The 25,935-nt window shown below is 73.0% G+C and carries 14 protein-coding genes; 7 read left to right on the plus strand and 7 right to left on the minus strand.

Features of this window, described 5'->3' with window-relative positions; genetic code table 11:
* Positions 1-458 precede the first annotated feature (458 nt).
* The 3 genes from CCZ36_RS32410 to CCZ36_RS32420 are packed head-to-tail and all read left to right on the plus strand — an operon-like array spanning position 459 to position 12,387.
* Entirely contained in the window at positions 459-1,748 is a 1,290-nt protein-coding gene (locus CCZ36_RS32410; protein WP_128819176.1) for an MFS transporter, read from the plus strand.
* Positions 1,748-5,062 (plus strand): type I polyketide synthase, encoded by a 3,315-nt coding sequence (locus tag CCZ36_RS32415; RefSeq protein ID WP_128819177.1) that lies wholly within the window; start codon positions 1,748-1,750, stop codon positions 5,060-5,062. Before CCZ36_RS32410 ends, CCZ36_RS32415 begins: the two co-directional genes overlap by 1 nt.
* Positions 5,059-12,387, plus strand: a complete 7,329-nt coding sequence (locus CCZ36_RS32420; protein WP_069739340.1) for a non-ribosomal peptide synthetase — start codon at positions 5,059-5,061, stop codon at positions 12,385-12,387. The genes CCZ36_RS32415 and CCZ36_RS32420 overlap by 4 nt, the downstream gene beginning before the upstream one ends.
* A 16-nt stretch (positions 12,388-12,403) precedes the next feature.
* On the opposite strand, the gene CCZ36_RS32425 is transcribed toward CCZ36_RS32420, so the two are convergent.
* The 7 genes from CCZ36_RS32425 to CCZ36_RS32455 all read right to left on the minus strand — a co-directional run bounded on the left by CCZ36_RS32425 (position 12,404) and on the right by CCZ36_RS32455 (position 21,616).
* Positions 12,404-13,393 (minus strand): alpha/beta hydrolase, encoded by a 990-nt coding sequence (locus tag CCZ36_RS32425; RefSeq protein ID WP_128819178.1) that lies wholly within the window; start codon positions 13,391-13,393, stop codon positions 12,404-12,406.
* Between the two features lie 144 nt (positions 13,394-13,537).
* A complete protein-coding gene (locus tag CCZ36_RS32430) occupies positions 13,538-14,575 on the minus strand; it encodes a hypothetical protein (RefSeq protein ID WP_128819179.1) in 1,038 nt (345 codons plus the stop codon).
* 28 nt (positions 14,576-14,603) lie between these two features.
* Positions 14,604-15,884: a TRAP transporter large permease subunit gene (locus CCZ36_RS32435; protein WP_069739343.1), complete on the minus strand. Its 1,281-nt coding sequence runs from the start codon at positions 15,882-15,884 to the stop codon at positions 14,604-14,606.
* 4 nt (positions 15,885-15,888) lie between these two features.
* The gene (locus tag CCZ36_RS32440; protein WP_128819180.1) at positions 15,889-16,521 is read right to left on the minus strand and encodes a hypothetical protein; all 633 of its coding nucleotides are present in this window, start codon (positions 16,519-16,521) and stop codon (positions 15,889-15,891) included.
* Positions 16,518-18,647: a hydantoinase/oxoprolinase family protein gene (locus CCZ36_RS32445; protein ID WP_128819181.1), complete on the minus strand. Its 2,130-nt coding sequence runs from the start codon at positions 18,645-18,647 to the stop codon at positions 16,518-16,520. Before CCZ36_RS32445 ends, CCZ36_RS32440 begins: the two co-directional genes overlap by 4 nt.
* 195 nt (positions 18,648-18,842) lie before the next feature.
* Positions 18,843-20,456: an FAD-dependent oxidoreductase gene (locus tag CCZ36_RS32450; protein WP_128819182.1), complete on the minus strand. Its 1,614-nt coding sequence runs from the start codon at positions 20,454-20,456 to the stop codon at positions 18,843-18,845.
* Between the two features lie 59 nt (positions 20,457-20,515).
* Entirely contained in the window at positions 20,516-21,616 is a 1,101-nt protein-coding gene (locus CCZ36_RS32455) for a LacI family DNA-binding transcriptional regulator (protein WP_069739347.1), read from the minus strand.
* A gap of 205 nt (positions 21,617-21,821) precedes the next feature.
* Between CCZ36_RS32455 and CCZ36_RS32460 the strand changes: the two genes are divergently transcribed.
* The 4 genes from CCZ36_RS32460 to CCZ36_RS32475 all read left to right on the plus strand — a co-directional run bounded on the left by CCZ36_RS32460 (position 21,822) and on the right by CCZ36_RS32475 (position 25,908).
* Positions 21,822-23,426, plus strand: a complete 1,605-nt coding sequence (locus tag CCZ36_RS32460; protein WP_128819183.1) for an adenosine deaminase family protein — start codon at positions 21,822-21,824, stop codon at positions 23,424-23,426.
* A 95-nt stretch (positions 23,427-23,521) separates the two neighbouring features.
* Entirely contained in the window at positions 23,522-23,962 is a 441-nt protein-coding gene (locus tag CCZ36_RS32465; RefSeq protein ID WP_069739349.1) for a nuclear transport factor 2 family protein, read from the plus strand.
* On the plus strand, positions 23,959-25,155 hold the full coding sequence (locus CCZ36_RS32470; RefSeq protein WP_069744046.1) for an MFS transporter: 1,197 nt from the start codon (positions 23,959-23,961) through the stop codon (positions 25,153-25,155). Before CCZ36_RS32465 ends, CCZ36_RS32470 begins: the two co-directional genes overlap by 4 nt.
* Positions 25,156-25,242: 87 nt before the next feature.
* Positions 25,243-25,908, plus strand: a complete 666-nt coding sequence (locus CCZ36_RS32475; RefSeq protein ID WP_069739351.1) for an ATP-dependent endonuclease — start codon at positions 25,243-25,245, stop codon at positions 25,906-25,908.
* Positions 25,909-25,935 lie beyond the last annotated feature (27 nt).

Raw genomic sequence — 25,935 nt, forward strand, 5'->3', positions numbered from 1 at the left:
TATGGCGGGGCCCGGCTGCTCGTACCGGTCTCGATGCCTGTCCCGCGCACGGCCGGTGGGCATCAAGATTCCGCCAAGTCCGCGTTGCCCCTGCTCCTCGGTCCGTGATCGCTCCGGGGCGTCCCCGCGCGGTTCCCGCCCCGCTCTCGTCGTCCCGCTCGCGCCCTCTCCGCGGCCCTTCGCGCCCGCCCGCCGGCCCTCCTTCCGCGCGTCGTGCACCAGCCGGTCGCCGGCCGGAGCTCGGCAGGCCCAGCCGTACGTACGACGTCGTTTTCCAGCCGTGGTAGGGGGCCCACGACGGTAGGGCGGGGCTTGACGGAATCGCCGCGCCCATGAGTGGGTCTGGAGGTACGCATGGGGTGGGCGAGAGGAAGAGCGTTGGCGGACCGACGCGGTATCAGCGAACGGCGCGGGGGCGGGCCGGTGCTCGCTCCGGAGACGTTCCGACGAGGGTGCGCATGAAGCGCTTCCGCTTACTCGTGCTGGGTAACGGCCTGTCCGCGTACGGCAGTTACCTCAACATGGTGGCGTTGAACGTTTTCGTCTACGACGTGACGGGCAGCGCCCTCGCCGCGGGTCTCTTCATGGCGGTCCGGCTCGGCACGAGTGTCGCGTCCGGGTTCGTCAGCGGGCGTCTGGTCTCCGCGTACGACCGCAAGCGACTGATCATCGGCGCGGATCTCGGCCAGGCGGTTGCCCTGGTGGCCCTGCTGGTCGCCCCGGAGGCCGGTCGGCTCCCGCTGCTCTACTGCCTCGCCGTGGTCACCGGCAGCTGTTCGACGCTCTCCCAGGTGGCCCTGCGCAGCAGCATCCCGGAGATCGTGGGGGCCGAGCATCGGGCCCGCGCCAACGGCCTTCTGGTGACCGGTCGTTCGCTGGCCATGATCGCGGGATTCTCCTCGGCCGGAGTCGTCGTCGCCCAGTTCGGTTACACCTGGGCCTTCCTGCTGGACGCCTGCACCTTCCTGATCTCCGCCTCGATCCTCGCGCTGCTGCCTCTGCGCACCAGGTCCCGGGCCGACGAGGCGCCGCAGGACCCGGCGAAGGCCACGGCGAACGCCGGGTACGGCTCGCTGCGGATGCTGCGGGCCGCGTCGCCGGTGCTGATGGCGATGATCGCCCTGCGCGCCATGGACGGCTTGGGATCCTCGTCGCACAACGTGGCGTTGCCCGTGCATTCCAGCTTGCTCGACCCGGACCACCCGGCCACCTTCATCAGCCAGTTCTGGGCGACCTGGGCGGTCGGCAACGTCATCGCCCAGCAGGTGCTGGCCCGTTACACCCGGCGCAGCGGCCGGACTCCGGGCGAGCGGGCCTTCGCCATCGGCGCCTGCGTCATGTCGGGCGCCTTCATCATCGTCTTCAGCGGGCTGCCGATCGGGCTGACACTGGCAACCGCGCTGATCGCCGGAGCGGCCGACGGGGTGACCGAAGTCATCTACGTCTCCAGGCTCCAGACGGTCCCGGACGAGCAGCGCGGCCGGCTCTTCGGTCTCTCGGCTTCGGTGGAGAACGCCGGGTTCGGCCTGGGAATGCTGGTCAGCGGCTTCCTCCTGGAGGCATTCTCGCCCCTGCGCGTCGTCGCCTCACTGCACGGTCTCGCCATCGCCGGGAGCCTCGCCCTGCTGGCGTACCTGGTGCTGCGCCGGTCCCCGGCCGGACCGGAGGAACAGATGCCGTCCCCGGCCGGACCTGAGGAACAGGAGCCGTCCCCCGCCGACGGCGCTCTGCGAAAGGAGCACAGTTGATGGGCGCCGAGAGCCGGGACCCGAGCATTGCCGTGGTCGGCATGGCCTTCCGGCTCCCCGGAGCGGACACCCCCGAGGACCTGTGGCGCGTCATCCGCAACGGCGAGAGCCGGTTCACCCGGTTCACCCGGGACGACCTCAGAGCGGCCGGGGTTCCCGAAGAACTGTACGGGCGCGAGGACTTCATCGGCACGTCCGCGATCCTCGACGACATCGCCGGCTTCGACGCCCGGCACTTCGGGATGACCGCCCGCGAGGCCCGCCTCACCGACCCCCAGCAGCGGCTGTTCCTGGAATGCGCGCAGCACGCGCTGGAGAACGCCGGGTACCCCGACGAGCGGGACGGCAGGAGGATCGGGGTCTACGCCAGCGCGGGCTACCACCTCTACAACATGCAGTCCTACCTGATGAACAACGTGCTGCCGAACGAGGACATCGGCGACTGGCTGGCCGGGATGCAGGTGATGGTCGGCAACTTCACCGACTTCAACGCCACCCGGGTCGCCTACCGCCTCGGCCTCACCGGCCCCGCGATCAACGTGCAGACCGCCTGTTCCAGCTCACTGGTCGGCGTCCAGCTGGCGGCCAACTCACTGCTGCTGGACGAATGCGACCTCGCGCTGGTGGGCTCCGGATCCATCCACGTCCCGCAGGTCCTCGGCTACCACTACGTCAAAGGGTCGATCCTCTCCAAAACCGGCCATCTGCGGGCGTTCGACGCCTCGGCCGACGGCACCGTGGGGGGTACCGGCATCCTCGCCGTCGTCCTCAAGCGGCTGGACCGCGCCCTCGCCGACGGCGACACCGTGCACGGGGTCATCCGCGGCTGGGGCGTCTGCAACGACGGCTCCGACAAGAGGACGTTCGCGGCTCCCAGCGAGAGCGGCCAGCAGAAGGCGGTACGCCGCGCCCTGGACCACGCGGGTGTCAGCGCGGACACCATCGGCTACCTGGAGACCCACGGCACGGGGACGCTGAAGGGCGATCCGATCGAGCTCGCGGGAGCGAGCGCGGCCTACCGTCAGGACACCGATCGCACCGGATACTGCGCGCTCGGCGCGATCAAGGCCAACATCGGGCACCTGGACGTCGGCGCCGGACTGGCCGGACTCGTCAAATCCCTGCTGGTGCTCAAACACGGAGTGATCCCGCCGATCGCGGGGTTCAGCACCCCCAACCCGCTGCTGGGGCTGGAGTCCAGCCCGTTCTACGTCCCCGACGCCTTGCGGCCCTGGCCACAGAACGGCACCCCCCGCCGGGCCGGCGTCACCTCGCTCGGGGTCGGCGGCACCAACGTCCACCTCGTCCTGGAAGAGGCGCCCGAGCCCGCGCCGCGTACCCCCGACGCCGCACCACCACCGGACGTGCTCCTGGTCTCCGCGACGAGCCGGGAGGCTCTGGCCGACAACGCGCGCTCGCTGCGTGACCACCTCCGCCGCCACACCGCCCTGCCGGCGGCCGACCTGGTCACCACCGCCGCCCTCGGCCGCACCCACGGCCGGCACCGGATCGCGGTCCGGGGCGCCACCCCCGTCCAACTGGCGAAGGCCCTGGACGACTGGCTGACCCGCGCCGAGAGGTCCCCCGCGCCGGCGGATGACCCGGCACCGGCAGCGGACGCCGCCACCCGGGTCGTGTTCCAGTTCACCGGCCAGGGGTCCCTGCGTCCCGGCGCGGCGGCAGCGCTGTACGAGCGGTTCCCCGTGGTCCGCGAGGTGCTGGACGCCTGCGAGGAACACCACCGCCACCGCACTGGTGAATCGATACTGCCACTCCTGACCACCGGGGACGCCGATGCACCGGACGGCGGCCCGTCCACCGCGACCGCGCAACCGGCCCTCTACGCCCTCCAGTGCGCCCTGGTCCGGCTCTGGCAGGAGGCGGGCATCCAGCCGTCCGCAGTGACCGGGCACAGCGTGGGGGAGTACGCGGCGCTCCACGCGGCCGGGGCGCTCTCGCTGGAGGACGGCCTCGCACTGAGCACGCATCGAGGCCGACTGATGCGGGACCACTGCAAACCCGGCCTCATGGTGGCCGTGATGCTCGCACGGGAGGAGGCGACGGAGCTGGCCGCTTCCTGCCCCGGCGTGGAGCTGGCGGTGACCAACGGGAAGCGGTCCCAGGTCCTCGCGGGCCCGGTCGCGGACATGGAGGCCCTCTGCGCCCTCCTGGCGGACCGGGACATCGCCCACGAACGCCTCGGGGTGGACCGGGCCTTCCACACCGCGGCCGTCGATCAGATGCTCGACGCGTTCCGGGCGGTCCTGGCGACGACACCCTTCACCCCTGTCCGTACCCCCTTCATCAGCTCCCTGGACGGCCGCACCCGGCCGCCCGGCTGGACCCCCGACGTCGAGTACCTGCTACGCCACGCCCGCCGGCCGGTCCGCTACGACGCGGCGCTCGGCTCGGTGGCGGCCGAACACCCCGACGTACTGCTGGAGATCGGGCCACACACCACGCTCAGCGGCCTGGCCCGCCGTGCTCTGCCGACCGTGCGGGCGACCCCGTCGCTGCACCGGGGCTCCGGGCTGACCGCGCTGTACGGCGCCGCCGCGGCGCTGCACTGCGCGGGAGCGGACGTCCGCTGGGAGCCGTTCCTGGCGGGCACCGCCGGGCGGCGCGTCCCGCTGCCCGGCTACCGCTTCCAACACCGCCACTACTGGGTCGGGGAACCTCCCCGGCCGCGCGCCACCATGAATCCGGTCAGAGAGGAACGCATTGTGACGGCAGAGACGACGGAGTCCACGCACCTTCTGGACGGCATCCTCGGGGTGCTGTCCCGGGCTTTCGGCGAGGAGCTGACCTCGGTCGCGGCCGACACCCCGTTCTTCGACCTCGGGGCGGACTCCCTCCTCATGATCAACGTGCTCCGCGAGATCGAGGAGGAGCATCAGGTCAAGGTCACCATGCGTGAACTCTTCGACGAGACCGGCACCCCGCGCCTCCTCGCCGAACTCATCGCCGCCCGGCTGCCCCGCGAGCACCGCACAGCCGTTCCGGCCCCCGCGCCCGCCGTCGCCACGTCGCCCGTGCCGCGGCAGCGCGCCGCCGAACCCGCGCCCGTGCGGCAGGAGACCGCCGCCGATCCGTCCACCGAAGCGCCGTTGTCGGCGTCCCCGGTGCCGTCGGCCGGCCCGGAGCCCGCCCCCGACGACAGCGCGTTCATCACGCGGAAGGAGTACCAGGAGCTGGCCGGTCGAGTGGAGCAGCTCTCCCGGATCCAGCTCCAGATGCTCACTCAGCTCTCCCAGCTGCTCACCCTCCAGGCCGGCGCGACCGCGCCCGCCCCGGCCCGCGAGGGAGTCCGGTGAACGAGCAGCGAAGGCTCACCGCTACCCTCGACCAGGACCTGGCCGAGATGGCCGGACTCGTCCAGCGCATCAACGAGCAGATGAACACCGGACCGGCCGCGTCACCGGCCGCGTCCGCCGCGGTGGACAGCGCGGAGCAGCCCCGGATGCACGGGCCGCGCGTCGAGGTGGCCCCGGACGCGGGCATGGTCCGCACCGGCTCCTCCCGCTCCCAGCAGGAGCACCTGGATGACTTGATACGCCGCTACACGGCACGGACGGCCGCCTCCAAACAGCTCGCCCAGCGCCACCGCCGGCGGCTCGCCGACAGCAGGGCCATCGTCGGATACCGCAGATCCACCAAGGAGATGCTGTACCCGGTGGCCGCCCGTCGCGCCGAGGGTGCGCGGATCGAGGACATCGACGGCAACAGCTACACCGACATCACCATGGGATTCGGGGTGCTCCTCTTCGGCCACGAACCCGACTTCGTCCGGGAGGCCGTCCGCGAGCACCTGTCCCGGGGCATCCGGCTCGGCCCGCGCGGTGTCGAGACAGGTCAGGCCGCCGACCTGCTGTGCGAGCTGACCGGGATGGACCGGGTGGCGTTCGCGAACTCGGGCACCGAGGCCAACGCGGCGGCCATCCGGCTCGCCCGCGCCGCCACCGGACGCGACCGGATCATCACCTTCCAGGGCGCCTACCACGGCCACGCCGACCAGGTGCTGGGCCGCCAGGCGGGCAAGGAGGGGACCGTTCCCGTCTCCCGGGGCATACCCGCCAGCGCCGTCGCCGAGCTGACGGTGCTGGAGTACGGCAGCGACTCCGCGCTGCACGCGATCGAACAGGACGCCGAGCGCATCGCCGCCGTCATCGTGGAGCCGGTGCAGAGCCGCCATCCCTCGCTCCGGCCGGCCGAGTTCGTCCGTCGGCTCCGCGAGCTGACCGCCCGACACGGCATCGTTCTGATGTTCGACGAGATGCTGACCGGGTTCCGCCCCGCCCTGCGCGGGGCGCAGGATCTCTACGGGGTCACCCCGGATCTCGCCACCTACGGAAAGCTGCTCGGCGGCGGCTTCCCCATCGGCGCCGTCGCCGGCCGCGCCGACATCATGGACGGCGTCGACGGCGGCTACTGGAGCTACGGCGACGACAGCGGCCCCACCGCCGACACCACCTTCTTCGGCGGCACCTACCTCCAGCACCCGGTGTCGATGACGGCGGCGCACGCCGTCCTCACCCACCTCAAGGAGCACAGCCCCCGCCTCCAGGAACGGCTCAACGCCCGCACCACCGAACTGGCCACCGGACTCAACGAGTTCTTCGAGAACGAGGACTTCCCGCTGCGGATGGGCTGGTTCGGCTCCCAGTTCCGCTTCGAGCACCGCGCCGACATGGAACTGCTCTACCCGCACCTGATGCTGCGCGGCGTGCACGTATGGGAGTGGCGCAACTTCTTCCTCTCCACCGCCCACACCGACAGCGACATCGAGCACGTGGCCGACGCCGTCCGCGGATCGCTCACCGACCTGCGGGAAGCGGGGTTCTTCCGCACCACGACCACGCCCGCCCGGCGGCCCGGTCACGACCGCCCCACCCCCGTCACGACCCCGCGCCCGGCCCCCGGGGCCACGGCCATCGACGCGGTCACGGCCGGGGAGCCGGCCGCACCCGCGCCCGTGACGGAGTCCCGCCCCACGACTCCCGCGGCACGGCAGCCGAGGCCCGCCGGCCCGGCACCCGCCCCCGTCGCCACCGCGTCCACGCCGTCACGGCGCGCCGACTTCAGCCTCTACTTCTTCGGCGACTATCCGCAGGAGAGCACCGGGCCGCAGGACGGACGCTACGAACTCCTCATGGAGGCCGCCCGGTTCGCCGACGAGCACGGCTTCGAGGCGCTCTGGATGCCCGAGCGGCACTTCAACTCCTTCGGCGGTCTCTTCCCCAACCCCGCCGTCCTGGCCGCCGCCCTGGCCCGGGAAACCCGGCGCATCCGCCTGAACGCCGGTTCGGTCGTCATGCCGCTGCACGACCCGATCCGGGTGGCGGAGGAGTGGTCCATGGCGGACAACCTCTCCGACGGACGCGTCGGTCTCGGCGTGGCCAGCGGATGGAACGCCGACGACTTCGTCTTCTTCCCCGAGCGGTTCGGACACCACAAGGAGGAGATGTACGACCGGCTGGAGGAGGTCAAACGCCTCTGGCGCGGCGAGGCGCTGCGCCGCACCACCGGCGACGGGCAGCGCGACATCCGCCTCTTCCCCCGCCCCGTACAGGCCATGCCACCGCTCTACACGGCGGTCGTGTCGAACCCGGAGTCCTATGAGCGGGCCGCCGAGCACGACCTGGGCATCGTGACCAACCTGATGACCCAGGACGTCGACCAGCTCCGGGAGAACATCGCCCGCTACCGCCGGGCCCGGAGCCGCCACGGCCTCGACCCGGACGCCGGGCGGGTCGCCGTCCTGCTGCACACCTACCTCGGCGCCGACCACGAGAGCGCCCGCGCCGACGCCTTCGAACCGATGGCCCGCTACATGCGCGCCTCCCTGGCCCTCTTCAGCGGCGTCACCAACAGCCTCGGCCTCTCCGCCGACCTCAAGGCGCTCAGCGAGGACGACCTGGACGTGGTCTTCCGCCGGGCCTACAGCCGCTACTGCGACCAGCGGGCCCTGATCGGCGACGTGGACTCCACCCTGCCGGTCGCCCAGGCGGTGGCCGACGCCGGCGCCGACGAGATCGTCGCCCTGGTCGACTTCGGCGTCGGCGCGGAGCAGTTGCGCGCCGGTCTGCCTCGCCTGGACGCCCTGCGCCGACGCCATCGGGAGCGCCGCCCCGCCGCCTCCCCGCAGGACGCCCCCCTCTCCTTTGGCCAGGAGCGGATCTGGTTCCTGGAACGGCTGCTGCCCGGACGCACCGCCTACAACGAGGTGAAGGCGATCCGGCTGCACGGCCCGCTCGACACCGGGGCCCTGCACGGCGCGGTGCGACGGCTCGTCGACCGCCACGCCGGACTGCGGACCGTGTTCCGGGCGGCCGGCGACTCGGCGGTCCAGGTGGTCCGGGACACCCTCGAACCCGACTTCGCGCTGGTGGACGGCGTCAGCGGGGACGGGCGCACCGTACCGGACGTCCTGACCGAGGAGAGCAACCGCCGGTACGACCTGGAGAACGGGCCCCTGTTCACCACCCGGGTGGTGCGGACCGGCGACGACGAGCACGTCCTCGTGATGGCGTTCCACCACATCGTGGTGGACGCCGCCTCGGCGACCATCCTGTGCCGGGACCTCTCCGCCCTCTACCGCTCGGAGCTGGACGGCACCGGGGCCGGCCTGCCCGAACTGGACTGGAGCTACGCCGACCACGCCCGCGAGCAGCGCGACGCCGCGGACGGGCCGCGGGCCCAGCAGGACCTGGCGTACTGGCTGCGCGTGCTCGACGGCGACCTCCCCGTCCTCGACCTGCCCACCGACCGGCCCCGCCCGGCCGTGATGAGCTCCCGGGGCCGCGCCGTCTTCCACACGCTCGACGCAGGCCTGAGCGACCGGCTGCGGCGGCTCGGCCGCGAGCGGCGGGCCACCGTCTTCATGACCCTGGTGGCCGGATGGGCGGCGATGCTGCACCGCGTCTCCGGCCAGGACGACATCGTCATCGGCGTTCCCGTCTCCGACCGGCCGCGGCGGGCCGAGGAACTGGTCGGCTTCTTCGTCAACACGGTGGCCCTGCGGGTCGACCTCACCGGAGACCCGGGCTTCACCACCCTGCTGGACCGGGTGCGGGCCGTCGCCCTGGACGCCTACGACCACGCGGACACACCGTTCGAGGACGTGGTCCGCGCCCTGGCACCGCCACGCGGCACCGACCGCACCCCGGTGTTCCAGGTGTTCACGGAATTCCAGTCCGACGAACCCTTCCGCCTCGACCTGCCCGGCGTGCGGGCCGTCCCGATGGACGCCGGCCCGGACAAGGCGCTCACCGATCTGACGGTCTACTTCACCGACCGGCCGGAAGGCATCCGCTGCCACCTGGAATACAACACCGACCTGTTCGACCCCGGCACCGTCGACCGGTTCTTCGACGTCTTCCAGGGCCTGCTCACGGCCGCCGCCGACGGCCCCGGCACCCCGCTCTCCCTCCTCGCCCGGCAACCCGCCGAGGGGGACGAGGTACCGGACAGCTGGCAGAACGGCCCCCGGCGCCCGGTTCCGGACACCACCGTCCACGACCGGTTCGTCCAGCAGGCGGCCGCCCACCCCGGCCGGACCGCCGTGCTGGACGGCGACACCGCCGTGACCTACGGGGAACTGGACGAGCGCTCCCGCAGGCTTGCCGCCGCGCTCACCCCGCTCGTGGCGGCCGGGGACCCCGCCCCGGTGGTGGCGGTCTGGCTGCCGCGCGGCGCGGACTTCGTCACGGCCGTGCTCGCCGCGGCCCGGGCCGGGTTCGCCGCCGTGCCGCTCGACCCCTCGCTCGGAGCCGTACGCGCCGCGCAGGTCATCGCCGAGAGCGGTGCCCGGCTGGTGATCAGCGGTCCGGACGGCGCACGGCGACTGTCCCTGCCCGCGGCGGTGCGGGTCCTCGCACCGGACCCCGGACCGGCCCCGGAAACCGCGCCCGACGCCGCCCGCGCCCCTCGCGCCACGGGCTCGTCCCCCTGTTCCGTCATCTACACCTCGGGCAGCACGGGCACCCCCAAGGGAGTCGTGCTCAGCCACCGCTCCCTGGTGGACCTCTGCCGATGGCACCACGACCGCTTCGGACTGACCGGGGAACACCGCACGGCCGTCGTGTGCAGCCAGAGCTTCGACGCCTCGCTGCTGGAGATCTGGCCCACGCTGACCGCGGGCGGCACGCTGGTCGTCGCCGACGACGCCACCCGCCGTGATCCGCTGGCCCTGGCCCGCTGGTTCGCCGACCGGGCCGTCGACTTCAGCGTCCTGCCGACCGCCCTGGGCGAGGAGGTGCTGCGCCTCCCGGCGGCCGACCAGCCTCCGCTGCGCCACCTCCTGCTGGGCGGGGAGGCGCTGCGGACCCGGCCGCGACCCGAGGCCCCGTACGAGACGGTCAACGTCTACGGCCCGACGGAGACGACGGTCCTCTGCCTCACCGAGACGGTCGAACCCGCCGGCGGCGACGCGCCGGACGGCACGGCCGAGGCCGTCCCGATCGGCCGGCCCGTCGACAACGTGACGGTGCGCGTGGTGGATCCGTCGGACAAGCCGGTTCCCATCGGGGAGGTCGGTGAACTCCTGATCGGCGGTCCCGGCGTGTCCGACGGCTATCTGCACCGGCCCGACCTCACCGCCGAAAGGTTCACGACATCGGCGCCCGGCATGACGGAGGGGCCCGGCTACCGGACGGGGGACCTGGTCCGCTGGCGGCCGGACGGACGGCTGGAGTTCGTCGGACGCACCGACGACCAGGTCAAGATCCGTGGCTACCGGGTGGAGCCGGAAGAGGTGGCCCGGGTGCTGAACGGCCTCGACGGCATCCGCCGGGCGGCCGTCGTCGGTCGCCGGCGGGGCAACGGCGAGGCGTACCTCGCCGCCTACGTGGTGCCCGCCGGGCCCGACGCCGGGGACGCGGCGGATCATGAGCGGCGCACCGAACGGTGGGTCCGCGAGCTGGAACAGCGCCTGCCCGAGTACATGGTGCCGCGCTCCTGGCGGACGCTGGACCGGCTGCCGCTCAACAGCAGCGGCAAGCTGGACCGCGACCGGCTCCCGTCGACGGACCAGCCGGCCCCGGCCGGGCCTGAGCCGGGCCCGAGCGCGGACGCGCCGCCCGCCCCGGCCGGCTCGCCCGCCGACGTGGCGCGGGGGCTGCGCGAGCTGTGGGCGGCCGAACTGGACCTCGACGCAGACCGCGCCGACCTCGACGCCTCCCTCTTCGACCTGGGCGGGCACTCGCTCACGGCGATGCGCCTGATCAACCGCATCAGGGAGAAGTGGGGCGTGGAGTACCCGCTGTCCCGGCTCTACCAGGAGCCCACCCTGCGCGCCCTGACCGGCTTCCTGACCGGTGGCTCCGGGGCCCGCACGGTCGTCCGCGGCGGCCCCGCAACCGAACAGCAGGCCCGCTTCGCCAACCTGCACTCCCAGCACGCCAGGCCGCAGGTCTTCAACGTCGGGCTGCGCGTCGACCTCTCCGGACCGCTGGACACCACCGCTCTGCACGGGGCGCTCCAGGACCTGGTGCGGCGTCACGAGTCGCTGCGCACCCGGCTGGTCCGGGAGGACTCCGGCGGCTGGCGGCAGGAAGTGCTCGACCACGAGCCGGTCGACCTGCCGATGGACGACCTCACCGCCCGGCCGGAGGCGGAGCGGGCCGAGGAGGTGCGCCGCATCGCCGAGCAGGCGTCGGACACCGTCCTCGACCCGTCCACCGGCGACGTCCTCGCCGTCCGGCTGCTGCGCACCGCCGCCGAGGAGTGGGTCCTGCTGCTCGTGACACACCACTGCACGTGCGACGGGTGGGCCGTGACGACCCTGCTCAAGGAACTCGCCGCCTTCTACCGCGCGGCGGTCACCGGGGGCGGGCACGGGCTGCCCCCCGCTCCCCAACAGGTGGAGTTCGCCCAGTGGCAGGCCGCCCACTACGAGGCGACGGACCAACGGCGCACGGACTACTGGATCGAGGAGCTGGCCGACGCCTCCTTCACCCTCGACCTCCCCCTGGACCGGCCCCGGCCCGAGAAGCTCAGCGGCAAGGGAGGCGTGGTCCGGTTCACCGTGCCCGCCGAGGTCCGGGCGGCGGCGGAGCGGCTCGCCGCCCGACGGTCCACCACGCCCTTCGCGGTGGCCGCCGCCGCCCTGAGCCGCCTGCTCACCACGCGGGCCGAACAGGACGAGGTGGTGCTGAACATCTCCTACGCGGGCAGGGACAGCAGCACCTTCGAGTCCCTGGTCGGCTGTACGGCCACCGGGTTCGCCCTGCGGGTCCGCGACGCCCGCGACGGCACGCTGGCGGAGCTGGTGGACCGGGTCGGCCGCACCACGGTCCTCGGCATGGAGCACGCCATGCCGCCGCGCAGGGTGGCCCCGGCGATGCTCCGGCGCAAGGGCATCCGCATACCGGACCGGCTGGACATCGGTCTCGCCTACGAGAGTTCGCTGGACACCGGGCTGGACCTGCCCGGACTCACCACCACCGTGGCGGAGATCGCCCCCGAGGCGGCCCGGTCGGAATTCATCATGGTGCTCACTCCGACCGGCGATGTGCTGGAGGGCGCGGTGGAGTTCTCGGCGGATCTGTGGGACGCGACGACGATCGAGGAGTGGACGCGCGCGTACGTGCGGTTGCTGGGGGAGGAGGTGGGTGAGGCGCCCCGCGAAGCGGGCGACTGACCCGGAGGAGGGCGGCTCACGCGCGGGCGTGGGCCGCCTCCGGCCGCCCGGAAGCCCCGCCCAGGGCCCGGCGCAGCACCGCGATCTGTTCGCGGGCCGCCCGGCGCGGCAGCGTGAGGTGGGGGAGCACACCGTCGAAGCCGTGGAACGCGCCCGGCCACAGATGGAACTCGGTCGACACCCCCGCCTCGATCAGGCGCAGCGCGTACCGAGCGCACTCGTCACGGAAGACCTCCAGCTCGCCGACGTCGACGTATGCCGGAGGAAGCCCCGACAGATCGGTCGCGCGGGCGGGCGCGGCGTACGGAGGCAGCTCCTCGCTTCCCGCCAGCGGGCCGAGCAGGGCCGCCCAGCCGTAGAGGTTGTTGGCGCGCGGCCAGGTGACGGCCTCGGTGAACTCCCTGCTGGAACCGGTGGTGTTGCGGTCGTCCAGCATCGGGCAGAGCAGGAACTGCAAGACCAGGCCCGGGCCGCCGTTGTCCCGGGCCAGGAGGGCGGTCGCGGCCGCGAGCCCGCCGCCCGCGCTGATCCCGCCGATCGCCAGGCGCCCGGGATCGATCCGCAGCTCCTCCGCCCGGTCCGCCGCCCATCGCAGGGTGCGGTGGCAGTCCTCCACGGGCCCGGGATACGGGTGTTCGGGCGCCAGTCGGTAGTCCACCGAGACCACGGCGCAGTCGGCCTCCAGGGCGTACGCGGAGACCCGGGCGTCGTCCATCTCGGGGGAGCCCAGCACCATGCCCCCGCCGTGCACCCACACCAGACAGGGCAGCGCGAGGGAGCCCGCCGCCCGCGGCCGGTAGCTCCGGACCCGGAGCGGGGTGGGGCCGGGCAGATGGTGGTCGGTCACCACGACGCCCTCGGCGGGCGGGGCGACGGGCTGCACGGCACGCTCGGCCCGCAGCGCGGCCAGCTCCTCGTACGGCAGGCCGTCGAGCACGGTCGGCGGTGGCGGGTCGGCCGCGAGCGCGGCGGCCATCTCGGGGTCCAGGTTGGGATGGAGGGGCATGGCCGGGGCAAGCCTTCCTCGGCGCGACAGGTTCGGGCCCGTGGTGGGGAGGACTCGGCCCGACACGGTGGGGTGTCCGTGGCGTGGCGAACGGCGCGGGGGTGCGCCGGGACAGATATCCGGCGCACCCCCGGCCCTCCCCTATCAGCCTCGGGCCACGCAGATCGAACCCTTGAGGCGCTCGCCCGCCTCGTAGACCATGTACGGCACACCCCGGTCCGTACCGAAGCTGGGCGCGGCGGCCCGGCCGTTCTCCGGTGCGGCGTCGCTCGACTCGTAGAAGAGGCCGAGGTGGTTGCGGCGGGAGAAGTCGTTGCCGACCTCGGTGATCAGCATGTTCCCGCCGGTGTCCTTGCCCGTGTGGTAGACGACGTACGTGCTGTTGTCACGGGTCAGCAGGTGCGCGCCGCTGATGTTGTTCGCGCCGACGTCCGAGTGCCGGATCAACGGCTGCTGCGCGAAGGTCCAGTTGCGGCCGTCCTTGGACCAGCCCCAGCCGACGTCACGGTGGTTCGACTGGTTGTTGACCATGAACAGCATTACGTAACGGGCGTCCCGCGCGGGCAGGTTGTGGCGGAAGACCCGTGCGTACGACGTCTCGCTGGTGCCGGCCGGGAGCATGTCCTTGGTGAGCACGGTCTTGTCGTACGTGAAGGTGATGCCGTCCTTGGAACGGGCGAGCCGGGTGGTGTGGTTCTCGCCGTGGAAGTACAGCCAGAGCTCCTTGACGTCCTCGTTCCACAGGACGTGCGGCGAGGAGACATGGCTGACCTTGTAGTGCGGCTGCCAGTTGTTGGAGACGATCGGGTTCGCCGGGTACTCCGTGAACGGGCCCTCCAGCGAGTTCCCGTACGCCAGGCAGATGCCGCCGGGGGCGTCGTGCGGGGCGTAGTAGAGGTAGTAGCGGCCCAGCGGGTTGGCCAGCCGGTCGTAGACGCCCCGGATGCACGGGAAGATGATCTCGCCCGTCGGGTTGTACTTCAGCTGGGAGGGCGTCAGGAGCGGCCTCAGGTGCTTGTAGTCCGGGAAGCCGCCCGGCGCCGCGGCTGCCGGGTTCACCACCGCCCCGGTGGCGGCCAGTCCTGCCGTCGCCGCGATCCCGGCGACCGTCCCGCGCAGGAAGATCCGGCGGCTCGGCTGCCCCGCGTCGGGCGTGCGGGATGAGTCCTGGTGCTGTGTCATGTCGTTCTCCGTCCCGAGAGGTGATGGATCACAGATAGGTGGCGGCGGTGACGCAGAAGCCGCCGAGCGCGACGGCCCAGACGTACGGCAGGGTCCGCAGCATCACCTGCTGCGGGGTCACCCCGGCGTACTGCGCGCTCCACACGGTCTGGGTGCTGGTGGGGTCCGACACCCCGAAGACCTGGTTGTACGAGGTGGCGAGCCCCAGCACCGCGACGGCCGGGTAGATGCCCGCCGCGATGAGGACCCCGGCGATCCCCGCGCCGAGACCGAAGACGTTCAGCGGACCCCGGTACAGGCAGAGCGGTACGAGCAGTGTGAACACCAGCACGAACAGCACCGGGTTCTGCGGGCTGACCGCCTTGACCAGCGGCTCCAACGACTCCACCGCGCCCGGCAGTTTGACCGCGGCGAGCAGGATGCCGATGGCGATGAACAGGACCATCGGGGCCGCCGCGACCTCGAACGCTCCGTACAGGGTGCGCAGCAGCCGTTTGTTCATCTCGCGCGGCCGGGTGGTGGTCAGCAGCGCGTACAGCACGCCGGCCAGCATCGACGGCAGGATCGCCACCTCGAAGCCGAGGGCCAGCACCAGCGGCACGACCGGGGTGAGCAGCGCGTACCACGGGGCGTCACCCAACTGCTCGCGACGCGAAACGGGCTTCGGGGAGGCCGACTTGAGCGACCAGGCATGCTCCACACCCCGGCGCCGGGTCTCGACGAGGACGAACAGCACGGCGGCGGACAGCGCGAACGGGAACAGCTTCAGCATGAAGCCGCGCACCGTCGGGATCGGCAGTTCCAGCGCCGTGGAGAAGAACTGCCAGATCGGCAGCTCGAAGGGCATGCCCGCGGCGATGCCCATGAGGATCGTTCCGGCGGCGGTGACCTTGGGGATGCCGACGGCGATCATGGCGGGGATGCCGATGATCCCGGCGAGCATCGCCGCGGGGGCCGAGCCGGTGACCGTACCGACCAGGGTGGAGACCCCGAGGACGCCCAGCGCGACCACCACCGGCCGGTCCCCGCCGAACTCGACGATCTTGCGGACCAGAGTGCCCGCGATACCGGTCTCGTCCAGCAGTCTGCCCAGCCAGGAGCCGAGCAGGATGGCGACCATCGTCGCGGCGAGCGCCGGGGCGCCCTCCTGGAGGACCGTGTCCAGGACGCTGTTCTCGCCGGTCAGCGGTGCGCCCGCGAGGAAGGCGATGGCGACGGCCAGCAGGACGAGCGCGAAGCCGGTGGGGAGCTTGCGGGTGAGCATCGCGGCGACACCGGCCGCCATGACAAGAAGGATGACGACGCCCATGGCGTTACTTCTCTCTTCCGTGCGGGGGTCCGTGCGGGGACCCGTGCTGTGGCTCGGCCGCCGTGGCCAGGGCCGCCGTCAGCAGGAGGGGGCTGCGGCCGAGGCCGCAGACCGTGCGGGCGTGCGCATGGGCGGCGATCTCGTCGGCGCCCGCGACATGGCCGTACAGGGTGTGCCGTCCTGCGCGCAGGACGACGTGGCCCAGGGCCCGCTTGAGGTCCTTCTTCCGCGGCCCGTGGTGCAGTTGCTCGTGCACGGCCTCGTGGGCGACGGCGGCGGCCCGTACCGACCCTGCCGGGTACCAGTGCCGCCAGCCGAGCAGGTCGATCAGTTCGTCGGCGAGCGCCAGCGTGTCGGTGAACAGCTCGACGGTCGGGACCGGACGCGAGGTGTAGCGGGCCAGCAGCCCCTTCGCCAGGCCCCCGTCGCTCTCCACGATCCGGGCGGTTGCCGCGACGGGTGGCAGCCCCGCCCCGAACGCGCCGGCGGTCGCGGCCCAGCGCCGCAGCAGCTCCGGATCGCGCCGCTCGTGCGTGGGCGTGTTCCGCAGCAGCCGTACGCCGAACTCGACGTCGTCCTCGGCCTCCAGCTCCGCGATCGCCGCGCGCGCCGCACGGTCCAGCAGGGCGGCCGTCACGATCGCACCTCCACCACGGCCACGACCGGCTCGTCGGCCGACCGCGACCGCAGCTCGCCGCGGGCCAGCGCCAGCAGCGGGTCCGGGTCGAGAACCCCCGACAGATCGGCGATCCGGGAGCCGAGCAGCAGCCGGAGCGCCGGGGCCCGGACCCCGCCGTCCCCGTACGACGTGGCCTCCTTCACCAGGCCCGCCAGCACCTCCGGGGCCCGGCCCACCGTGGTCGTCTCCACCCGGGCGTCCGGGGCGTGCAGCCGTACGACGCCGTCCGCGTCCACCACCCGCACCGGGTGCCGGTCCGCGCGGAACCGGCGGCGCACCTCGGTGCCGTACACCGTGTGGGCCGGCGTGCCCGTGAGGACCCGCACGGACGCCGGGTCGGTGCGCAGGCTCGTCGCGGCGGCCCGCAGCCGCTCCGCCTCGTCCGCCCGGTGGGCGCGGTCCTGGGTGCGCAGCTCGGTGGCGCCGGTCGCGACCGCCCGTACGGTGCTGGTCTGCGGGTCGACGGTGACCTCCACCTCCACCCCGTCGGCGGCCGCCCCCTGGGCGATGACGGCGGCCTCGGCCTCCGCCCGTACCGCGAGGATCTGCTCCTGGCCGGCGCCCGGGATGATCCGCTCGACCTGCTCACGGATCAGCGCGAGGGCCACCCCGATGGGGCTGATCACCTCGTTGTGCCGGGCGATCCGTCCCTCCTGGCCGGTGACCTTCGCCAGATGCGGGGTGACGGAGGCGGCCCCTCCACCGCCCCCGACGAGCACCGCCGTGTCCTTCTCCAGGCGGTAGTCGCGCATCATCGACTCGACCACCGACCTCACCTGGTCGGTGCCCGCGTCCAGCAGCTTCGTCGCCGCCGTGGCGACATCCGTACCGAGCGCGTCGGCCAGCGGGGCGAGCGCGGCCCGCGCCACCTCCTGGTCGCAGTGGGCGAAGTCGCCCTCCGGCACCCGCCCGAGCGCGTTCGCCGCACACGTCATGGTGATCGCGAACCGGCCGCCCGCCGCGTCCAGCACCGCGTAGTCCGCCGGGTCGTCGGCCATCGGCCGGACCGTGGTCACCTTCGCGTCCCGCAGGTCCTCCGCGCTCGCGAAACAGGCGTACGGCAGGCCCGCGATGTGCGCGCTGCGCGGCCCCACGCCGACCACCTTTCCGCCGCCGATCCGGACCATCGACCCGCCGCCGACCCCGACCGTGCGCACGTCGAGCGCCGAGAGGTACGACGTCCTGCCCAGCATCGTCGCGTGGCGTACGGCGACCTTGCCGCGCCGCACGACGCTGATGTCCGTGGACGTGCCGCCGGTCTCCAGGAACAGGCCCTCGCTGATGCGCTCCTGCATCAGCGCCCCGGCGACGCCCGCGGCCGGACCCGACAGCACCGTCAGCAGTGGTCTGCGCCGCATCTCGTCCAGCGACATCACCCCGCCGTCGCAGCGCATCACCATCAGCGGCGCGCTCACGCCCGCCTTGGTGATCGAGGCGTCGACCAGATCGGCGGTGGCGAGCATCCGCGGCAGGATCGCCGCGTTCACCACGGCCGTCCGGGTCCGCTTGTGGAGCCCGTACAGCGAGGTGATGTCGTGGGCGGCCGTCGTCGGCAGCCCTCGCTCCCGGGCGGCGGCTGCGACCGCATCCTCGCCCTCGGGGCGGTCGACGCTGAACGGCTGGCTGGCGACGACGACTTCGGCCCCTTCCCGGACGACCTCGTCGAGCGCGGCGCTTACGGCGGGGGCGTCGTCCGGGTCGGCGACATGGGCGTAGGCGAGCGGCAGCCGCTTGCCCGGGGTCAGCTCCAGCTTGCGGAAGGCGGCCAGCCGGCGGGTCAGCGTGGCACCCGGACCGGTGCCGATGCCGATGAGTCCGACGGTGGCCACATCGCCCTCCAGCAGGGCGTTGGTAGCCTGGGTGGTCCCGTGGGCGAGGAACGTCACGTCCTCGGGCGTGTGACCGGTCTGCTCCAGCAGCCGGTCGAGGGCTTCGACGATGCCGTGGGCGACACCGTCCTCGTGGTGGTGGCTGGTGGGTACCTTCACCTGCCCCAGCAGGTGCAGGGTCGTGGCGTCTACGGCCACGGCGTCGGTGAAGGTCCCGCCCACGTCGATGCCGACGCGGATGCGGTGGGTGGTCATGGCTGGGCACCTCCTCGTGCGGGTGGGCAGGGCGAGGGCGGCAGGACCGGGCGTCGGAAGACGTGGGTCCTGGGCCGGGCGGGTACAGGTGGAGCTGCGCCCGCCCGGCGCTCCGCGACCGCCCCCGGGGGCCGTGCGGTGAAACAGGTCGTGCGGATGAAGCGGGTCGGGGGGAGAAGCGGGTCGGGGCCCCGGTCAGTAGCCGCGTACGTCCGGCCAGTGGCGCTGGACTCCGTCGCGCTCCAGCAGCCGGGCGAAGACCTCGAACCGCTTGTCCTCCGCCTGCACCCGGTGGGGCTCGACGTTCTCGGCGACACAGTGGGCGGCCAGGGCGCCGGCGACCTCGCCGATGTTCCACTCCACCGGGTGGAGCCGGTAGCAGCCGTTGGTGATGTGGGTGGTGCCGATGTTCTTGCCGCCGGGCAGCAGATTGCGGACCCGGCGGGGGATGAGCGCGCCGAGCGGGATCTCGAACGGCACCGAGCCGATGTCGATGTAGTTGTCGCCGCCGGTCGACGGGTGCAGATCGATGCGGTAGTTGCCGACGCCGACCGAGTCCCGGTGACGGGTGCCGCCGTACGGGCCGACGATGTCGATCGACACATCGTGCTCGGTGACCGTGGTGACGGCCTTGATCCGCCGCGACTCCCGGACGTACGGGGCCTTGGCCAGACCGTCCGCCGTGCCGGTGACGTCCGGCCGCAGTCGCAGCCCCGGGAAGCCCTGGCCGCCGTCCGCACGGGGGGCCTCGGTCTGGAGCCAGTACAGGACCGACAGCGACAGCTGGCGCGCCCCGTGCAGCGCGGCGGCGGCCGTCTCCTCGCCGCCGCCGATCAGCGGCTTCAACCAGTAGTCGTTGAGCGGCCAGTTGACCAGCGTGATGTCCGAGTCGAACGCGCCGGACCGGTGCAGCTTGCGGGCCAGGATGCGGCGGAAGCCGAACAGCTCCTTGTCACCCGCGTCGGCGGACTGGTCGGCGCTGACGTCCAGCGGGTCCAGCTCCGGGTTCGGAACGAAGGTACGCGGGACGGCCTCCAGACTGCGCGGGTCCGGAGCGAGGAAGCCCAGCAGCGGACCCGGCCAGAACTCCGGCCGGTACGCGCGCCAGAAGTCGTAGTCGGCCGGGCGCTCGATGGTGTGGTCCTCGCCCTCGTGGTGCGAGAGTGCGAAACACACCGTGATGCCCTGCTGGTTGAGGGGCTGCGCCTCCTCGGGGGCGTGCGGCTCGTCGTACTCGCTCCGAGCCTCCGCGCCGATCGCATGCTCGACCCCGGCGAGTTCGAGCAGTTCGCCGGTCTCGGTGGCGTCGATGACGTAACGGGCGCTGATCGTACGGCGGTTGCCGCTGCGCGTGTCGGCCAGCGTGACCGACCGTACGGTGTCGTCGTCGCCCGCCTCGGCGGCCACCGGGCGGTGTTCGGTGAGCAGCGTGAGCAGTCCGGCGGAGCGGTACGGGGCGACCATCGCCTCCAGCACCGCGAGGGCGACGCGCGGCTCGTGGCACAGCTTGCTGACGCGGCCCGCACCCGGATTCAGGGTGCGCTGGGCCAGCGCTTCGGAACGCAGCGGGTACCACTGGCGGTAGTAGTCGCGGATGGATTCGCGCAGGGTGCGGTACGAGGCGGTGGTGCCGAACTCCTCGACCCACGGGTGCTCGTCCGGCGGGACCGCCTGCGAGGTGAGCTGGCCGCCGATCCAGTCCGTCTCCTCGGTGAGGACGACGGTACGCCCCGCCCGGCAGGCGGCGATGGCGGCGGCGACCCCGCCGAGTCCGCCGCCCACGATGAGGATGTCGGGTTCGGGTATCACGGGTTCTCCTTGAAGTGCGGCACGTGCGTCGTGCGATGACGGAACCTCGGATCCGGAGGTCAGTACCGGGCGGGGGCCGGGCCCGCCGTGGAGCCGGGCCGGAAGGTGCAGGCGACCAGGGGCTCGGTCGCCTCCTCCCCGGAGACCAGCGCGGCGAGCATGCGAACGGCAGCCGCGCCCAACCGGGGGCGGGGGATGTCGAATCCGGTGGGCACGGGCTCCTCGGCCAGGTCCGGCGGCGGGCTGCCCAGCAACGCCAGTGAGGCGTCGCGCGGGCAGTCGATGCCGACGAAGTGCGCGGCCCCGTGCAGGGCGCGCCAGGCGTCCCCGGTGTCGGTCTCCTCCGCGACGAACGCGGTGACGCCCTCGTCGAGCCAGCCGCGCAGCCGCTGTGCGGTCAGCTCCCGCTCGGGGTCGGCTGAGCGGAAGACGGCGGCGGGACCGCCGGGCAGCCCCGCCTCCTCCAGGCCCTTGAGGAAGCCGTGTTCACGGTCGGTGGAGGCAGGGGCCTCGTCGTCCTCCCGGACCAGCACGATGCGCCGGTGGCCGAGCGCCGCGAGATGGGCGACGACCTCCTGGCTGGCGCTGATGTAGTCCGCGCCGACCCAGGCGAGCCCCTCCAGCTCGTCCCGGCGTCCCAGGTGGACCACCGGGAAGCCGTCGGCGACCAGCCGCCGCAACTCCTCGGCCGGCGCGTGCCGCCCGAGGAACAGACAGCCGTCGGCGAGCCGGACCCGGGCCAGGGCGTTCGGCCCGGCCGCCCCCGCGCCGCCCGTGCTGGACCCGGTGAAGAGGACCAGGTCGTAGCCGCGGGCCGCGGCCTCCTGCTCGACGCCGACCAGGAACGGGTAGTACGAGTGCTGCACATCCGTCGGGAACGTGGACGTGAAGCTGAAGACCCCCAGCAGATTGTTCCGCGCGGCGGCCAGCCGGCTGGCCGCCGGATCGGGGACGTAACCGAGCGCCCGGACCGCGTCGAGCACCTTGCGGCGCGTCTCCTCGGAGATCGTCGCGCCCTGCTTCCGGGCCCCGAGCACCAGCGAGACAGTGGCCTGCGAGACCCCGGCGAGCCGGGCGACCTCGGCCTGCCTCGGCCGGGACGTACGGCCCGCGGGGGAGGGCGCGCGGCCCGGCCTGGCCCGCTTCCTGGGTTCTTCCACGGTGTTCCTCCGGATCGCTAATGCGTATTACTAATGCGCATTAGTGAGTCACTGTGGACCCTCGTCCCCCACCGGTCAAGGGATCGCGCAAGACTTCTTTCGGCCCTTCTGCCGTCAGGGCGGTACAGCACACGATCGGGTGGAACGCACGTGCGCCCATGAGTTTCGCGATGGCGGGCGCCGTGCCCGACGCGATCATGCGGCGGTGATCTCATCGATTCGGACGGCCTGCCGTCCCCACTCCCTGGCCCCGGCCGGGATCGCCGCACTCGCGCTACTCACGATCCTGCCCGCGCTCCCGGCCACCGCCGCTTCGGCCCAGGACCCCGGCGCCCCGGCCGAGTTCCGCTTCACCACCCCGGCCGAGCGCAGGACCGCGGCCCGCCTGGACGCGCTGCGCGACGACCCGGCCCGGCTCAAGGCGTTCTTCGCCGCGCTGCCCAAGGGCGGCGACCTCCACAACCACCTCTCGGGCGCCGTCACCACCGAGTATCTGATCCAGCTCGCGGGCGAGAGGGGCTTGTGCGTCGACGCCACCGACACCGCCGTGCGCCCGCCCTGCGGACCGGGCACCCGGCCGGCTGCCGACGCGCGCACGGACGCCGCGTTCCGGCAGCGGATCGTCCGCGCCTGGTCCATGCAGGACTTCCCCGCCGACCAGTCCGGCCACGACCACTTCTTCGACACCTTCGGCAAGTTCGGCGAGGCGACGCGCGACCGCGGGAAGATGCTCGCCAACGTCGCCAACACCGTGGTGCAGCAGAACCAGTTCTATCTGGAGACCCTGGTCACCCCCTCCTCGGACGCAGCGAAGAAGCTGGCTGAGTCCGTGGGCTACGACGCGGACCTCGCCGCCTTCCACCGGAAGCTGGTCGCCGGCGGAAAGCTCGACAGGGTCGTCGCCGAGGCCGTACGGGAGGCCGATGCCGCCGACGCCCAGTTCCGGGAGACGGCGCACTGCGACACCGACCGCCCCGACCCCGGCTGCCGTCTGCCCGTCCGGTGGATCTCCCAGGTCTCCCGCGGCAGTTCGAACGAGCGCGTGTTCACGCAGATGGCTGTCGGCATGCGCCTCGCGGAGCGCGACCCGAGGTTCGTCGCCGTCAACCTCGTCCAGCCGGAGGACGGGGAGAGCGCCCTGCGCAACTACCGCCTCCAGATGCGGATGCTCCAGTACCTGCGCACCCAGTACCCGGACGCCCGCCTCACCCTGCACGCCGGTGAGCTGACCCCCGGCCTGGTCAAGCCCGAGGACCTGACGTTCCACATCCGCGAGGCCGTCCACGTCGCCGGAGCCGAACGCATCGGCCACGGCGTCGACCTGGTCCACGAGGACGACTGGCAGCAGCTCGCCCGGACCATGGCCCGGCGCGGTGTCGCCGTCGAGGTGCCGTTCAGCAGCAACAAGCAGATCCTGGGCGTGGCGGGCGACGACCACCCGTTCAACGCCTACCGCCGCTACGGCGTCCCGGTGGTCCTCGCCACCGACGACCCCGGCGTCTCGCGCATCGACATCAGCCACGAGTACCAGTACGCCCGCGCCACCTACGGCCTGAGCTACACCGAGCTGAAGGACCTGGCGCGCGCCTCGCTGGAGCACGCCTTCCTCGACGGCGACAGCCTCTGGGCCGCCGGCTCCGCACGCACCGGCTACCGCCCGGTCCGTGCCTGCGCCGGATCGCAGCCGGGCGTCGCCCCACCCGCACCGGCCTGCGCCCGCCACCTCGCGGACAACGCGAAGGCGGCCACCGAGTGGCGGCAGGAAGCCGCGTTCGCCGGATTCGAACGCCGCCAGGGCGGAGCGCGCTGACCCCGCGCCACCGCTGAACCCAGGGGGCGGGACCCGTCGGATCCCGCCCCCGGCCATGACGCGCGACGCACGCGGCCCGGGGCTACGCTCGCAGCATGGCAGAGAGCGGAGAGGAACAGGCCCCCGGGCCGCCCCCGGGCCGGGAGGCGTCCGACGCCGAGCACGCCCGGCTCACCGCGATCGTCGACGACTGGGCCGCCGCGATCGTCGCGAACGACGCGGCACGGATCGCCGGCTTCATGGCCGACGAGTGGGTCATCGTCGCCGAGTCGGGCATCACGGAAAGGGAGGCGTTCCTCGGCCACGTCCGGTCCGGCGACCTGACCCACTCGGCGATGGAGGCCATCACCCCGCCGAGGGTCCGGGTCCACGGGGACACCGCCCTCGTCACCGCCCGGATCACCAACACCGCGCACTACGGCGGTCAGCGCTTCGACGCCGACGAATGGACCACGGACGTCTTCGTACGGCGCGACGGGCACTGGCGGTGCGTCCTGAGCCACATCACCCCCGCGGCCCCGCCCGCCGGTTCATGAGCCCCACGCCACGTAACGGGAAGCGCCTCGGCTACCCGGTCGCCGCGGCCGTCTTCGCCATCGGTATGGCGGGCACCACGCTGCCCACCCCGCTCTACGGCCTCTACCGGGAACAACTCGGCTTCTCCGAGCTGATGGTGACCGTCGTCTTCGCCGTCTACGCCCTCGGCGTGATCGCCACCCTGCTGCTCGCCGGGAACGTGTCCGACGTGGCGGGGCGGCGACCGGTCCTCCTGGCCGCCCTGGGCTTCTCGGCGGCCAGCGCGCTCTGCTTCCTCTTCGAGGGCGGGCTCCCCGCCCTGTTCGCCGGCCGGCTCCTCTCCGGGTTCGCCGCCGGACTGCTCAGCGGCGCCGCGACGGTCACGGTGATGGAACTGGCCCCGCCGGGGCGTGCGGCGCGGGCGGGGCTGGCCGCGACCGCCGCGAACATGGGCGGCCTGGGGTGCGGGCCGCTCCTGTCGGGGCTGCTCGCCGAGTACGCCCCCTGGCCCCTGCGGCTCCCCTTCGTCACGCATCTGGCCCTGATCGCCGTGGCCGCCGTGCTGACCTGGTTCCTCCCCGAGACGGTCGCCTCCGCCCGTGTACGAGGGCTGCGGTTGCGGCCCCAGGGCCTGGCCGTGCCGCCCACCATGCGCGGCGTGTTCACCACGTCGGCGCTGGCCGCCTTCGCCGGGTTCTCCCTGCTCGGCCTCTTCACGGCGGTCGCCCCCGCGTTCGTCGCCGAGACGCTCGACGTGCACAACCTGGCCCTGACCGGTCTCGTCGTCTTCTCCGTCTTCCTCGCCTCGACGGCCGGGCAGGCGCTCATGGGGCGGGTCGGGGAGCGCCGCGCCCTGCCGGGCGGCTGCTTCGTCCTCGTCGCGGGGCTGGTCCTGGTCGGCGCCTCGCTGCTGTTCACCTCGCTGCCTCTGCTGGTCGCCGGGGCCCTGTGCGGTGGCCTGGGCCAGGGGCTGGCCTTCCGGGGCGCGGTGGCGGCGATCAGCGCGGCGGCTCCGCCCGAACACCGGGCCGCGACCGTGTCCGCGTTCTTCGTCATCGCCTATCTGGGCATCTCCCTGCCCGTCGTCGGCGTCGGCGCCCTCACCCTCGGCGTAGGACTCCGGAACGCCGGACTGACCTTCTCCGGCTGTGTGCTCGCCCTCGCCCTGGGCGTCGGCCTGTACCTGGCCCGCAGGCCTCCCGCGCCCCGGTGACGCAACGCCGCCCGTGTGCACCAGGGGCTCGTCGACAAACGCGAAATCCCTTGTCGCGCCGGCCGACCACGGTGCGAGACTGGCCGGGTGGACACGGCGACACGCTTGAGGCAGACGGTCATCTCCTGGGCCGCGGATGGCAGCGAAACCCCGCCGTCCGCCGAGGCCGGGGCCGCCCGCGAGCTGGCGGCCGGTCTGGGGCTGCGCACGGTGGTGCTCGTCGAGGGCGTCAGCGACCGGGCGGCGGTCGAGGCGCTCGCCGAACGCCAGGGCCGCACCCTCACCGCCGAGGGCGTCGTGGTCGTACCGCTCGGGGGTGCCACCAGCATCACCCGTTTCCTGCGACTCCTGGGACCCGACGGACTCGACGTCCGGCCCGCCGGGCTGTGCGACGCGGCGGAGCAGCGCTTCTTTCTCCAGGGCCTGGAGCGCACCGGCTTCGGCACCGCTCTCGCCCCCGACGACCTGGAGACGCTGGGCTTCTTCACCTGTGACGCCGACCTGGAGGACGAGCTGATCCGGGCGCTCGGCACCGACGGCGTCCAGCAGGTCATCGGCGACCAGGGCGACCTGCGTACCTTCCGGCTCTTCCAGAAGCAGCCCGCCCAGCGGGAGCGCCCGGTCGAGGCGCAGCTGCGGCGCTTCATGGGCACCATCGGCGGACGCAAGGAGCACTACGCCCGGGCGCTGGCCGAGGCCCTGGACCTCGGCCGCCTGCCCCGCCCGCTGGACGGGCTCCTCGCCCACCTCTGACCACCGGGCGCCTCCTCGGCTTCATCC

The organism is Streptomyces sp. S063 (assembly GCF_002832675.1).
GTDB lineage: Bacteria > Actinomycetota > Actinomycetes > Streptomycetales > Streptomycetaceae > Streptomyces > Streptomyces sindenensis.